We start from the raw sequence: 12,428 nt of genomic DNA, 5'->3' as shown, positions 1-12,428 counted from the left end.
GCATGCAGGCACCGAGCTGACCGGGAAACACCCGGCCCTCACCGCCCGCATGCAGACCTCTCGCGCACCGCGAGGGGTCTTTTTCATTTCCGCCACCCAGGAAGACCAGGCTATGAACGACGAACCCTGCACCCTCACCGCCACCCTCCGGCACAGCCGCGGCGCCCTCAGCCGCATCACCGCCGTCCTGACCAGCCATGGCGTGCTCGCCCTCCGGTACTCGCTGACGGACGCCGGCCACGCCACCGCGGAAGTGCGGCTGCCGGGCGCCCACGCCGTCCGGGCGCGGGCCAAGCTGCTGCGGATGGTCGACGTGGTCGACGTCAGCTAAGCCCCCGCCCCATCGCCTCCCGCAGCAGGTCGTGGTCGAGGGCGTGCGCGGTCAGGCCGTCCCTGCCGGTCGTCGTGACCGCCCCGACCATGGCGTTCAGGATGGCCTCCTCGGTGCTGTCGATGACGGCGTCGAAGAGCAGGTCGATCACCGTGTCCCCCACCATCCGGACGGCGAACTCGTCCGCGGGCGCCGGGCCGAGCCGCACCGGCGCGAGCCCGTCGTTGCCCGTAGCGAAGGACAGCAGCAGATCCCCGCTGCTGTTCTCCCCCGTGCCGCCGGTCCGCCCGATCGCCAGCGCACCGCGCTGCGCGAGCCGCTCGCACTGATGCGGCAGCAGCGGCGCGTCGGTGGCGATGAGCACGATGATCGAGCCGCTCCCGGCGGCGGGCCGCCGGATCCCTTCGTACGGAGTCGGCACCACGTCGGCGGTGATGCGCTCCCCGACGGGCACGCCGTTCACCCGCAGCCGCCTCCGGCGCCCGTGGTTGGCCTGCACCAGCACGCCGACCGTGTAGCGGCCGCCCCCGTCGGCCGTCACCACCCGCGAGGCCGTGCCGATGCCGCCCTTGAACTCGTGGCAGATCATGCCCGTACCGCTGCCGACCGCCCCTTCGGGCACGGTCCCGCCCGCGAGCGCCTCGAAGGCGGCGTCCACATGCTCCTGCGTTACGTGCCTGCCGTTGATGTCGCTGAGGATGCCGTCGTACGTCTCCCCGACCACCGGCAGGTGGAAGTACAGCTCGTCGTCCCCGCGCTCGCGGTGCAGCCGGGCGACGATCGCATCGCGTACGACCCCGGCCGAGTGGGTGTTGGTGAGCCCGATAGGAGTGGTGAGCTGCCCGTTCTCGCGCACCCACGCCAGGCCGGTGAGCTCGCCGTTGCCGTTGAGGCGGTGCGAGCCGGCGAAGACGGGCGAGGCCCACACCCCCGGCCGCGGCTCGACGACCGTCACGCCCGTACGCACCGGCCCCCGCCCGACGTCCAGGGGCCCGTCGCCGGAGACGAGCGTGTGGTGCCCGACCCGGACTCCGGCGACGTCGGTGATCGCGTTGTACGGTCCGGTCGGCAGCTCGCCGATGGCGATGCCGAGGTCGCGGGACCTCACGCCTGGCCCACGTGGCGCGCGTTGGACTTGATGTAGTCGACCAGCTCACCCGTCGGAGTGCCAGGGCCGAAGACCGCGTGCACGCCGTAGCCGCTCAGGGTCTCGGCGTCCTCCGGCGGGACCGTGCCGCCGACCAGGAAGAGGACGTCCGTACGGTCATTGGCCTTCAGCAGCTCGCCGAGCTCCTTCGCGTACTCCAGATGCGCGCCGGAGAGGCTGGAGAGCCCCAGCACATCCGCGTCCTCCTGGACGACCGCGCGCAGGATCGACTCCGGGGTCTGGTAGATGCCGGTGTAGACGACCTCCATGCCCGAGTCCCTGAGCGCCCGGGCGACGACCTTGGCGCCGCGGTCGTGGCCGTCGAGCCCTGGCTTGGCGACGACGACCTTGAGCGGCGCCTCGGGCCGCCCGTCCGTAACTGACTGCATATCTCGCTCCGTTCACAACAGGTTCAGAAGACGGTCGACGGCTGGTGATGCCCCCAGGTGCCGCGCAGCACATCGCAGATCTCCCCGACGGTGGCGCGGGCCCGGACGGCGTCCTCGATCAGCGGCATGAGGTTGTGGTGCAGGTCGGGCGCCGCCTGCTCGATGGCGCGCAGCGCCGCGGTCACCCGGCGGTCCTCGCGGGAGCGCTTGACCTCGGCGAGGCGCTCCATCTGCCGCTCCATGACGCCGGGGATGGGGCGGTCGATCTCGAGGTCCTGGGTCTCGTTCTCGTCCACGAAGTCGTTCTGGCCGACGACGATGGCGTCGTTGCTCTCGACCGCGACCTGCTGCTCCCAGGCGGAGTCGGCGATGAGCTGGGCGGCGTAGCCGTTCTCGACGGCCTGGATCATGCCGCCCATGCCGTCGATCCGCTCGATGAGCTCGGTCGCGTCCTGCTCGATCTGGCTGGTCAGGGACTCGACGTAGTACGAGCCGCCGAGCGGGTCCACGACGTCGGCGGCGCCGGTCTCGTGGAGGATGATCTGCTGGGTGCGTACGGCGATCTTGATGGCGCTCTCGGACGGGATGGACAGCGCCTCGTCGAGGGAGTTGGTGTGCAGCGACTGGGTGCCGCCGAGGATCGCCGCCAGCGCCTGGATGGCGGTGCGGGCGACGTTGTTGATGGGCTGCTGGGCGGTGAGCGAGACCCCGGCCGTCTGGCAGTGGGCGCGCATCAGCCAGGACCTGGGGTCCTTGCAGCCGAGCCGCTCGCGGGTCAGCCGGGCCCACAGCCGCCGGGCCGCGCGGAGCTTCGCGGCCTCCTCGAAGAAGTTGTTGTGTACGTCCCAGAAGAAGGACACCCGCGGCGCCAGCCGGTCGGGGGCGATGCCGCGGGCGGCGGCGTGCTCCAGGTAGCAGAGGGCGTTGCTGATGGTCAGGCCGACCTCTTCGACGGCCGTCGCGCCCGCGTCGCGGATGTGGTAGCCGCAGACGTTGAGCGGGTTGAAGCGCGGCATGACGTCGGCACCGTACTCCATGGTGTCGACGACGAGCTCCACCGCGGGCAGCGGCGGGAAGATGAACTCGTTCTGGGCGATGTATTCCTTGAGGATGTCGTTCTGGGTGGTGCCGTTGAGGGCGTGCCCGGGGATGCCGCGCTCGTCGGCCACCACCCGGTACATGGCGAGGAGGATCGCCGCCGACGGGTTGATGGTCAGCGAGGTCGAGATCTGGTCGAGGGGGATGCCGTCGAAGAGCGCGTGCATGTCCACGACGGTGTCGATGGCGACGCCGATCCGGCCGACCTCGCGGCGGTAGACGTCGTGGTCGGAGTCGTAGCCCAGCAGCGTAGGCAGATCGAAGTCGGTGGACAGGCCGGTCTGGCCGGTCTTGAGCAGGTACTTGTAGCGGTTGTTGGTGTCCTCGGCCTGGCCGAAGCCGGCCACCTGGCGGATGGTCCAGGGGCGGCCGCGGTACATGGTGGCGTGCACGCCGCGGGTGTACGGGTATTCGCCCGGCAGTCCGATGTCCGCGGCCGGGTCGAGGCCGCGGAGGTCGGCGGGGGTGTAGATGTCCTTCACCTCGGCGCCGGAGAGGGTGGTGAATTCTTTGCGGCGGCGCGGGATCCGCTCGTAGTCCGCCGCCACCCGCTCGCGCTGCCAGGTCTGGACGCGCTCGTCCCAGCGCCTGGCCCCCTCGCTCATTGTGCCCATCGGCCCGCCGCCTCCTTCAGTATCCGGTTCACGGAGTTGTGCATGCTGTCCTGCGAGTCCAGGTCCAGGGCGCCCGCGACGTCGCCGACCCAGGCCTCCGCCACAAGGGAGGCGTCCGCGCCCCACTTCTCCAGCCGCAGCCGCTGGAGCTCGCCGCTGGAGCTGAGCTCCTGCCAGCGCTCCAGCAGTCCCTCGCGCAGCTTGTCGACGCCCTCCCCCTCGGTCGCGACGGTCAGGTGGACGGCGTCCGCGCGGCCGGCGGCCAGCCGCAGATGCCGGGCGGTCTCGCGGGCGCCCGGCCGGTCGGCCATGTTCACCACGAAGGCGTCGGCGACCTCCATCAGGCCCGCCTTGATGGTCTGCACGGCATCGCCGAGGCCCGGCACGGTGACCAGCAGCACGGTGTCGGCGACGTCGACGATGGCCACCTCGGTCTGCCCGGCGCCGACGGTCTCGATGAGGACGACGTCGAAGAGCCCGGAGAGCTCCAGGAGCCGCGCGATGTTACGGGTCGCCGACGCCACCGCGCCGTGCGAGCCGCGGCTGGCGAGGCTGCGTACGAACACCTCGGGGCGGCCGCTGAGATGGGTCTCCATCCGCAGCCGGTCGCCGAGCACCGCGCCGCCGGTGAGCGGGCTGGACGGGTCGATGGCCAGCACGGCGACGCGCAGCCCGGCGTCGGCGTACGACTCGATCAGCCGGCCGGTGAGCGTGGACTTGCCGGCGCCCGGCGGGCCGGTGACCCCGACGATGTGGCAGGGCTGCGCGGCGCGCGGGACGGTGACCTCCCACGGCGGGCTGTTCTCGACCTGCGTGACCGCGCGGGCGAGCGGACCCCACAGGCCCTGCCTGCCCTTCGCGGCCACGGCGGCGATGTCATCAAGCTCGAACAAGGCTGATCTTCCCGTCGACGATCATCCGGCGGACGGCGTCCTTGGCGGTCTTGCCGATGCCGGTGGTGGGAAAGGAATCGATGAGTCCGGCCCCGGTCGGCCGCTTGAAGCCGGCCAGCCGGGACCTGCAGTGGTCGAGCAGCGCGGCGGAGGTGACGGCCCGTCCCGGCCGCGGCACGGCCACCACGACGGGCGTCTCACCCCAGCGGGCGCTGGGGATCCCGACGACCACGACCCGCTCGACCGCCGGATGCGCGGCCGCGACCGCCTCTATCTCCGCCGGGGCGATGTTGATACCGCCGGAGATGATGATGTCCTTGCTGCGCCCGGTCAGAAAGACCATCCCGCGCTCGTCGATCCGGCCCAGGTCGCCGGTGCGCATGGAGCCGTCGGGGGCGAGGGCGGCCTTGGTCGCGGCGACGTCGTCGTAATAGCCGCGCATGCGGGCCGGGCCACCGCCGAGCAGCTCGCCGCTGCCGTACGCGGCCGCCGAACCGTCGCCGTGCTCGACGGTCAGCGCGGAGGTGGCGAACGGCCGCCCCACGGTGGTCGGTTCGGCCCGCAGCAGCTGGTGGGGCGCCGCGGTCAGCGTCAGCACCTCGGTCATGCCGTAGAACTGATTCATCTCCACCCCCGGCAGCTCCTCCCACCAGCGGCGCAGCAGCGGCCCCGGCATGACCTCCGACGCGAACATCACCCAGCGCAGCCGGGCGAGCTTGTGCGGCGGGGCATGCTCGATGAGCCGGCTGAGGATGGTCGGCACCGCGTCGAAGGTGGTCGCCCTGGTGCAGGCATCGGCCACCCGCTCTATGTCGAATCCGGGCAGGATCTCGACGGCACCGCCGGTGCACAGCATCGGCAGCACCTGCTCCGGTATGCAGGCGTACAGCGGCAGGAAGACGAGGCCGCGCTCGCCCTGCCCGAACGGGAACACCGACGCCAGCTGCAACGGGCCGTGCAGCAGGGTGCCGTGGCTGTGCACGACGCCCTTCGGCCGGCCGGTGGAGCCGCTCGTAGGCACGATGGCGCAGGTGGAACTGGCGCCGAGAAAGGGGAGCCGGCCGCCGCCGGGCGCCTCTTCGGCCGCTCCTTTCATGGGCAGCACGGGAATGGCCGCGGCGGCGAATTCGTCCCGTACGGCCGCGTCCACCCGGCCGACGAAGACGGCGCGGGCGTCGAAGGAGGTGAGCTGGTCCCTGATCGAGGCGGCGTCGAGCAGGTGGCTGACGGGGACGACCGCGCCGCCGGCCCGCAGGATGCCGAAGTAGTTGACGACATAGTCCCGTTCATTGGCGCCGACGAGTCCCACCGCCTGCCCGGGCGTCAGCCCCATGGCGAGCAGCCGGCGGGCGACGGCGGCCGACCGTTCCCAGAACTCCCGGTAGCTCCACGTGGAGCCCTCGCTGATCAGCGCCGGATGGCCCGGGTGGGCACGGACGACCGCGCCCACCCACGAGACGACGGAGCCCAGGCGTCCGGCCACGTCAGGCGGTCCCGGCGGGGCGGTTGTTGGCCCCCACCACGATGGTGGCGACGGCGGTGGCCGCGAGCACGGGGGCGTCGAGCGCGATCCGCGCGCCCTTGTCGTCGACGGCGAGCACCTTGTAGATCCGCGCCTCGATCCGCCGGCTGCTCCGCCCTCGCCCGACCACCCTGGCCAGCCCCTCGACGAAGTCCCCGGCCCGCAGCGGCGCGGTGAACTCCACCGATTCGTACGCGGCGCACAGCCCCTCATCTCCCCCTTCCCGCAGGGCGAGTTCGGTCTCCAGGTCGGCGAAGATCTCCATCGCCTTGGACCCGGGCACGAGGTTCCCCGCGTACCTGGCGTCTCCGGGTGCCAGCCGCAGCCGGATCATCGCTTCGTCATCAGCGGACCTCACGTCAAACATGCGGATGTCCCTCTCCGTGTGGCGGGCGGACGAACGCGTCACAAGTGAGGGTAGAGCACCTAGCCATATCTGGTTAGGTCTAATGAATAACTTTTTTGCCTAGCTGGCTAGCGCGTTGGGGTGGTCCGGTGGTGCGCGGCGTGATGGGCGGCCAGGACGTCGCCGCCGAAGTCGGTCTCCGGGTCCCGCCACGCGGAGTGGGCGTGGTTGACGCCGCGCTGGGTGTTGGTGAATTCGATGAGCAGCCGCGGGCCTTGCAGGCGGTAGTAGTGCGGCTCGCCCGGGGTCGTGGAGCCGGCCCAGGCGAGGTGCACGGCGTCGAGCGCCGCCGGGTCGTCGTAGCGGGGCAGCGGGGATACGCCGTCCGGGACGCGGTCGAGGTATGCGCCGAGCAGTGCGCGCAACAACTCACGCTGCGCGGCGTCGAGTTCGCCGCCTGCCACGCCCTTGGGCTGCGCGCTGAGGGCCAGCGCCCGCTGGTTCGCGCCGTCGAACCCCGTGGCCGGGCGCTCCGCACGCTCCGGGACATACGGGCCGGGGCGCCAGAGCTCGTGGCGGTACACCACCCGGTCGTCGACTCGGGTGCTGTTGCCCGCCACGATGTCGTTCGGAGCGCGGCCCAGCAGCACCGCCCGCGCGGCGGACTCCGGGCGCAGCGAGCGGACCAGCTCGCGGGCCAGGTCCTCGGCCGTGCCGAGCGGTCGCAGCGACGCGCCGCCCAGCAGCGGCGAGACGGCCGGGTCGGCGCCGAGGAAGCAGGGCGTGGAGGCGGCGACAAGCCCGTCCACCACGAGGTAGTTGACCGAGACGTGGTGCCCGCCGAACCGCCAGCCCCACGGCCGCACCCCACCCGGCTCGCCGAAGACCCGCAGGTAGTACATGCCCGGGTCACGGGTCCGCTCCCGCCCCCAGTTCGCCGAGAAGCCCTCGACGCGGTCGAGTACGTTCTCAAGCCCGAGGACGGTAGCGACGGTGTTGTACCCGGCTTCGGACAGCCCGCTGGCGAGCAGCCCCATCACGAGGCGGTGCTGGGCGGGTTGCTGCTGGTGGAAGGTGAGGCCGCCGTGGTCGGTGGGCGTGTAGAACCAGCGGGTGCGCTCGGCCTCGCCCACGCCGTCCGCACCCGTACCGTCCGCACCCGTACCGTCGGCGCCCGGCGGCGGCCCGACACCCAGCGTGCGCTGGGCCGCATCCAGCGAGTCGAGCCACGCCTGGGCAGCCGCGGCCATCCGGCTCGCGACCTGGCGGCTGAGATCCTCCGTCATGCCGCACTCACCCCGAGGAACTCCCGCGCCCAGCCGGCCGTCCGGCCCGCGAACTCCACCGCGATCCCGTGCCGCCCGCCCTCGATCGAGCGGAGCTCGGCCTTCGGCATCTGCCGCTCCATCAGGACGGCACCGGCGTACGGCGCCAGCCGATCCGCCGTGCCATGCACGATCAGGGTGGGTACGGAGATCTCCCCCAGCCGCTCCCGGATCTCGTGCTGCCGGGCGACGGCGTGGCGGCGGGCGCTCTGCCCGGGATCGCGGGCGGTGAGCGTCTGGGCGGGCCGGGCCGCCCGCATCGCGGCCTGGCCGTCCCGCGTGAAGAAGAAGTCCGCGGCCGCGTGCTGCCGGTCCTCGTGGGACATGTCCAGCAGTTCATTGATGGCCGCGCTGCTCATCGCGAAGCTCGGCGTGGTCGCGACCAGGACGAGGGAGGCGATCCGCCGGGGATGCCGGAGCGCGGCGTGCTGCGCGACGGCGCCGCCGAAGGATGTGCCCAGCACATGCGCGCTGTCGAGCCCCAGCGCATCGAGCAGGGCGACGAGGTCATCGGCGAGGTCGGCCATCGTGTACGGGGCCGGCGGGTTCACGGTGATCCCCGAATCGCGCTGGTCGTAGGAGATCGCCCGTATCCGTGCGCCGAGGTGCGCACGCAGGGCCGCGAACTGGGTGCGGTCGCTCTCGCCGCCATGGACGAGCACGAGCGGCACCCCGGCGCCGCCGTCATCTATGCACCCGACGTCGAGCTCACCTGCCCGGACGGTGGTTCCCATTGCAGACTCCCTTGTCGCCGCTGACACAGAGATGCTCATGCGAATTGAGAGGACCGTATCACTTAACCTGCTCGCGCCCACCCGCGTACGGCACCGCGATATGCCTCCGTCAGCCGGGTGATGACCTCGCGCCGGGACAGCTCCGTCTGCTGCAGCAGGTCCTGGATCTCCCGCGGATCGAAGAGCATGTTCGCGAGGAACAGCGCGTACTCGCTCATCTCCTCCGCGACCCCGAGGTCCTCGAGCAGCCCTCGCACCGGCCGGCCCCACGCGTCCCGTACGGCGATCATGATCTCGTTGCCGCTGTGCAGCCGCTCCAGATACCCGCGCCGGGACCTCAGCTGCACCAGCGCCGGGCCGTGCTCGGCGAGCAGGTCCACCCACTTGTCCACGACGGCGTCGAAGAGCGGCCGTCCTTCGGCGGTCGACGCCGCGCTGTAGTCGCGGAGTTCCTCGACGACGCTGAGCACGTAGGCGGCGAGCGCGTCGTCCATCGTGGAGAAGTAGCGGTAGGCGGTGGCCGGGCCGATCTCCGCGCGGGCCGCGACGGCCTGCATGGTGAGCTGGTCGGGCGCCTCCCGGGCGAGCTCGCCGACGGCCTCGAGGAGGCGCCGGCGGTTGCGGCGGGTGTCGCTGCGCAGCTTGCGCGCCCCCTCCGGGGCCGCCTGCTGATCAGTCACGGGCCTCCTCCGCCCTCGTCGAAGTGCAGGCGCAGGATATCTCCTGCGTGCCGCGCGCTCAGCATGCCGCGGCGCCGAGGTGGCGGACGATGCGGGCCAGCCCGGTCCGCAGGTCGCCCTCGGCGGCGGCGAACGAGATCCGGATGTGCCCCTCCCCCGAGGGCCCGTACTCGGCGCCGGCCCTGACCAGCACCCCGCGGTCGGCGAGTTCTCGGGCGACCGCGGCGGAGGGCAGGCCGGAGTCGTAGCGGAGGAATCCGTAGAACGCCCCCTCCGGCGGCACAAGATGCAGGCCGGGCACGCCGGCCAGCTGCCCGACCACGAGCTCGCGGCGCCGCCCGTACCGCTCGGCCATGGCGTCGACGACGCCGTCCGGGAGGTCGAGGGCGGCCAGGGCCGCGTGCTGGACGGCCGTGTTCAGCGATCCGCCGTACGTCCGGTGCACCTGCGCCGCCGCGTCCACCACCTCGCGCGGCCCGGTCAGCCAGCCCACCCGCCAGCCGGTCATCGCGTACGTCTTGGAGAAGGTCTGCACGTACACCGTCCGGTCGCGCAGCGATTCGATCTCCAGGGCGGAGGTCAGCTCATGGCCTGGATAGACCAGCCGGTGGTACGCCTCGTCGCTGACGACCAGGGTGCCGGAGCCGTCGAGGAGCTTGCCGAGGGCTTTGAGCTCGTGGTCGGTGTGGACGATGCCGGTCGGGTTCGACGGGTTCGAGAAGATCATCATGGCCGCGCCGGGCAGCGCGGCGGCCAGCGCGTCCAGGTCCCAGTGCAGGTCGGGGGCGAGCGGGACGAAGTCCACGGTGCCTCCGGCGAGGACGACCAGGTCGGCGTACAGCGAGTAGGCGGGCTCCGGGATGACGACGCGGTCGCCGGGGCCGATCATCGCCTGCACGACGGCCGCGAGGGCGGCGGTGGCGCCGTGGGTGACCAGGATGTCGTCGGCGGTCCAGGTCCGCCCGGGGTGCGCGGGGAGCCGCGATGCGAGGGCGGCGCGCAGCTCCGGCAGGCCTTTCTGGTCGGCGTAGTGAGTGTGCCCGGCGCGCAGGGCGGCCACGGCGGCCTCGATCACGGGCGGCGGGGTCGGAAGGTCCGGCTCGCCCATGGCGAGGGATACGGATCCGGGCGGGGCTGGGGCGAGGGCTGGGCGCCGCGAGAGGCGGCGCAGCTCCGCGAGCCGGAAGGCGGGCGGCGGAGCGGTCATCGGGCCGCGGCCGCATCGCCGGAGCGCCCCGCGCCCGCCTCGCCGGGGCCCGTCGCCGCCACATCACCCGAGCGCGCCGCACCCTCGGCCCGCGCGGCCAGGATGCGCCGCCGTAGCGCCTCCTCCTTCTCGCCGATCCCGTCGACCGCGGCCACGACCTCTCCTACCCGCTGCCGCGGCACCACCACGACCCCGTCGGCGTCCGCGACCAGCACGTCGCCCGCCGCCACCACCAGGCCGCCGACCGCCACCGGAGCGCCGATGGTTCCGGGCCCGTCCTTGAACGGACCGGCAGGCGTGATCGCCCGCGCATAGACGGCCAGGCCCATCTCGGACAGCGCCTGCACATCACGTACGGCACCGTCGACCACCGCCCCCACCACCCCGGCATTCACCATGATCTCGCCGATGAGATCGCCGATCAGCGCCCGCGTGATGTCCCCGTGCCCGTTGACCACCAGAACGTCGCCCGGCCGCGCTTCGTCGAGCGCCCGATGGATGGCCAGGTTGTCGCCGGACCGTACGTCCACCGTCAGCGCATTGCCCAGCAGCGCGGCGCGCTCGGTGCACAGACGTATGCCGCCATCCATGACCGTCATGCGCTGCAGCGCATCACCGACGTTCGCCGCCGGCGCCTCCCCGAGCCGGCTCGTCTCCGCCGCCGCCACCCGGTCCCAGCCCGGCGCGACGAACACGCTGTCCGTCTCCGCAGCTATGAACATAATGAGTCTCCACTCTTAAGTGAGGTACTCTTCTCAGATACGACGACCATAGCCGCTCAGCGCGCACCCGAGCCACCCCCTACCGCGGTATCACCGCGGACTTAGCTCCCCAGCGTGACGCCGCGCCCGCCACCGCCTTCTTACGTTCCTCTCTGTCACCACGGACGAGACAGCGGGAGACCTGCGATGAAGACCCTCACGAAGCTCACGGAGCTCACCGCGAAGATCGACGGCAGGACCCCCGCCCACCGCGACCGCGCCATCGACGGCCTGCGCGCCCTCGCGCTCCTCGCCGTCCCGACCGGCCACTGGCTCCTCGGCGGCTTCACCCTCGACACCGGCGGCGGGCTGCACAACGCCAGCCCGCTGTCGAGCTTCGCCGCGCTCGCGCCCGCCAGCTGGTTCCTCCAGCTGCTGGGCATCTTCTTCCTGGTCGGCGGCTACTCCTCGTATCTCTCCTACCAGCGCCGCACGGGCTCCACGCGCCAATGGATCGCGGGCCGCCTCAAACGCCTGGGCCGCCCGGTCCTCGGCGTCACCGCCATCTGGGCGCTGCTCATTCCCCTGCTGCATTACGGCTTCGACGTCCCGGCCGCCACCCTCCACACCGCGTCGACGCTGGTCGTCCAGCCCCTGTGGTTCGTCGGCGTCTACGCCGTGATCACGGCCCTCACCCCATACTGCATCCGGGCCTCACGCCGCCTGGGCTTCCGGGCCGCGATCCCGCTGCTCGGCTCCGTCGCCGTCGTCGACTTCCTCCGTTACGGGCCGTACGCCGACGCCATGCCGTCCTGGCTGAGCCTGCTCAATCTACTGCCGGGCTGGATGTTCGCGTACCAGCTGGGCGTCTCCTGGGCCGGCAAGCGGCTCGGCCGCCGCGAGGCGTGGCTGCTGCTCGTGGGCGGTGTGGCGCTGTTCGCCACGCTGCTGCTCGCCTTCCACTATCCGACGTCGATGGTGGGCGTCCCGGGCGAGGCCCGTACGAACTCCCACCCGCCGTCCCTGCTCGTGCTCGCCCTGGCGGCCGCCCAGTCCGGCGCCGCGATCCTGCTCCGCGACAAGCTCGCGCGGCTCCTCAAGCGCCCCGCGCTCTGGGCCCCGGTCGTGGTCATCAACCTCTCGGCGATGACCATCCTCTGCTGGCACCAGACGGCGATGCTCGCCGCCGCCGTCCCGGCCTCGCATCTCGGTCACATCCCAGGACTCACCACCGCGCCCGACGGGGCCGGGTGGGTCCTGGCGCGGCTGGCCTGGATGCCGCTCTTCGCGGGCCTGCTCGTGGTGATCACGAAGTTCGCCCAGCCCCTGGAGACCCCGTGGGTGCGTACGGGCACGGCCCGCCGCACGGCGGCCGGCGTCCTCGCGGCGGGCTTCGCCTCCTTCGCACTGGCGGCGTGAGCGATGAACCACCACGACCCCG

The 12,428-nt window shown here is 72.2% G+C and carries 13 protein-coding genes; 2 read left to right on the top strand and 11 right to left on the bottom strand.

The features are described from left to right. Positions 1-112: 112 nt before the first annotated feature. Positions 113-331 carry a hypothetical protein gene (locus ACNNMR_RS41660; RefSeq protein WP_419999952.1) on the top strand — a complete coding sequence of 73 codons (219 nt, stop codon included), beginning with the start codon at positions 113-115 and terminating at the stop codon, positions 329-331. On the opposite strand, the gene ACNNMR_RS41655 is transcribed toward ACNNMR_RS41660, so the two are convergent. From ACNNMR_RS41655 to ACNNMR_RS41605, 11 genes are all read right to left on the bottom strand, one after another. Then, a complete protein-coding gene (locus tag ACNNMR_RS41655; RefSeq protein WP_419999951.1) occupies positions 324-1,439 on the bottom strand; it encodes a P1 family peptidase in 1,116 nt (371 codons plus the stop codon). The genes ACNNMR_RS41660 and ACNNMR_RS41655 overlap by 8 nt on opposite strands. Continuing rightward, a complete protein-coding gene (locus ACNNMR_RS41650) occupies positions 1,436-1,867 on the bottom strand; it encodes a cobalamin B12-binding domain-containing protein (protein ID WP_419999950.1) in 432 nt (143 codons plus the stop codon). Before ACNNMR_RS41650 ends, ACNNMR_RS41655 begins: the two co-directional genes overlap by 4 nt. Before the next feature lie 23 nt (positions 1,868-1,890). Then, positions 1,891-3,570 (bottom strand): acyl-CoA mutase large subunit family protein, encoded by a 1,680-nt coding sequence (locus ACNNMR_RS41645; RefSeq protein ID WP_420000651.1) that lies wholly within the window; start codon positions 3,568-3,570, stop codon positions 1,891-1,893. Then, complete coding sequence (locus ACNNMR_RS41640) at positions 3,567-4,472, bottom strand: ArgK/MeaB family GTPase (RefSeq protein ID WP_419999949.1); 906 nt, start codon at positions 4,470-4,472, stop codon at positions 3,567-3,569. The genes ACNNMR_RS41645 and ACNNMR_RS41640 overlap by 4 nt, the downstream gene beginning before the upstream one ends. After that, positions 4,459-5,955, bottom strand: a complete 1,497-nt coding sequence (locus ACNNMR_RS41635; protein WP_419999948.1) for a class I adenylate-forming enzyme family protein — start codon at positions 5,953-5,955, stop codon at positions 4,459-4,461. Before ACNNMR_RS41635 ends, ACNNMR_RS41640 begins: the two co-directional genes overlap by 14 nt. A gap of 1 nt (position 5,956) precedes the next feature. Then, entirely contained in the window at positions 5,957-6,361 is a 405-nt protein-coding gene (locus tag ACNNMR_RS41630) for a 3-aminobutyryl-CoA ammonia lyase (RefSeq protein ID WP_419999947.1), read from the bottom strand. Between the two features lie 107 nt (positions 6,362-6,468). After that, positions 6,469-7,626, bottom strand: a complete 1,158-nt coding sequence (locus ACNNMR_RS41625; RefSeq protein WP_419999946.1) for a DUF3500 domain-containing protein — start codon at positions 7,624-7,626, stop codon at positions 6,469-6,471. After that, the gene (locus ACNNMR_RS41620) at positions 7,623-8,399 is read right to left on the bottom strand and encodes an alpha/beta fold hydrolase (protein ID WP_419999945.1); all 777 of its coding nucleotides are present in this window, start codon (positions 8,397-8,399) and stop codon (positions 7,623-7,625) included. The genes ACNNMR_RS41625 and ACNNMR_RS41620 overlap by 4 nt, the downstream gene beginning before the upstream one ends. 62 nt (positions 8,400-8,461) lie before the next feature. Continuing rightward, entirely contained in the window at positions 8,462-9,079 is a 618-nt protein-coding gene (locus ACNNMR_RS41615) for a TetR/AcrR family transcriptional regulator (RefSeq protein WP_419999944.1), read from the bottom strand. Between the two features lie 58 nt (positions 9,080-9,137). Continuing rightward, positions 9,138-10,286 carry a pyridoxal phosphate-dependent aminotransferase gene (locus ACNNMR_RS41610; RefSeq protein WP_419999943.1) on the bottom strand — a complete coding sequence of 383 codons (1,149 nt, stop codon included), beginning with the start codon at positions 10,284-10,286 and terminating at the stop codon, positions 9,138-9,140. Further along, a complete protein-coding gene (locus ACNNMR_RS41605) occupies positions 10,283-11,008 on the bottom strand; it encodes an RraA family protein (protein WP_419999942.1) in 726 nt (241 codons plus the stop codon). Before ACNNMR_RS41605 ends, ACNNMR_RS41610 begins: the two co-directional genes overlap by 4 nt. A 186-nt stretch (positions 11,009-11,194) precedes the next feature. On the opposite strand from ACNNMR_RS41605, the gene ACNNMR_RS41600 reads away from it, so the two are divergent. After that, entirely contained in the window at positions 11,195-12,406 is a 1,212-nt protein-coding gene (locus ACNNMR_RS41600; RefSeq protein ID WP_419999941.1) for an acyltransferase family protein, read from the top strand. Positions 12,407-12,428 lie beyond the last annotated feature (22 nt).

It is taken from the genome of Streptomyces boninensis, from assembly GCF_048572725.1.
Classification (GTDB): domain Bacteria; phylum Actinomycetota; class Actinomycetes; order Streptomycetales; family Streptomycetaceae; genus Streptomyces; species Streptomyces boninensis.
Note: the sequence above shows the minus strand (reverse complement) of the source record. Positions and strands in the feature narration are given on the sequence as shown.

What these genes read in the sequence shown, in the direction of transcription:
- ACNNMR_RS41660 (WP_419999952.1), top strand. Translation starts at nt 113, where the DNA reads ATGAACGACGAACCCTGCACCCTCACCGCCACCCTCCGGCACAGCCGC.
- ACNNMR_RS41650 (WP_419999950.1), bottom strand. Translation starts at nt 1,867, where the DNA reads ATGCAGTCAGTTACGGACGGGCGGCCCGAGGCGCCGCTCAAGGTCGTC.
- ACNNMR_RS41645 (WP_420000651.1), bottom strand. Translation starts at nt 3,570, where the DNA reads ATGAGCGAGGGGGCCAGGCGCTGGGACGAGCGCGTCCAGACCTGGCAG.
- ACNNMR_RS41630 (WP_419999947.1), bottom strand. Translation starts at nt 6,361, where the DNA reads ATGTTTGACGTGAGGTCCGCTGATGACGAAGCGATGATCCGGCTGCGG.
- ACNNMR_RS41625 (WP_419999946.1), bottom strand. Translation starts at nt 7,626, where the DNA reads ATGACGGAGGATCTCAGCCGCCAGGTCGCGAGCCGGATGGCCGCGGCT.
- ACNNMR_RS41620 (WP_419999945.1), bottom strand. Translation starts at nt 8,399, where the DNA reads ATGGGAACCACCGTCCGGGCAGGTGAGCTCGACGTCGGGTGCATAGAT.
- ACNNMR_RS41610 (WP_419999943.1), bottom strand. Translation starts at nt 10,286, where the DNA reads ATGACCGCTCCGCCGCCCGCCTTCCGGCTCGCGGAGCTGCGCCGCCTC.
- ACNNMR_RS41605 (WP_419999942.1), bottom strand. Translation starts at nt 11,008, where the DNA reads ATGTTCATAGCTGCGGAGACGGACAGCGTGTTCGTCGCGCCGGGCTGG.
- ACNNMR_RS41600 (WP_419999941.1), top strand. Translation starts at nt 11,195, where the DNA reads ATGAAGACCCTCACGAAGCTCACGGAGCTCACCGCGAAGATCGACGGC.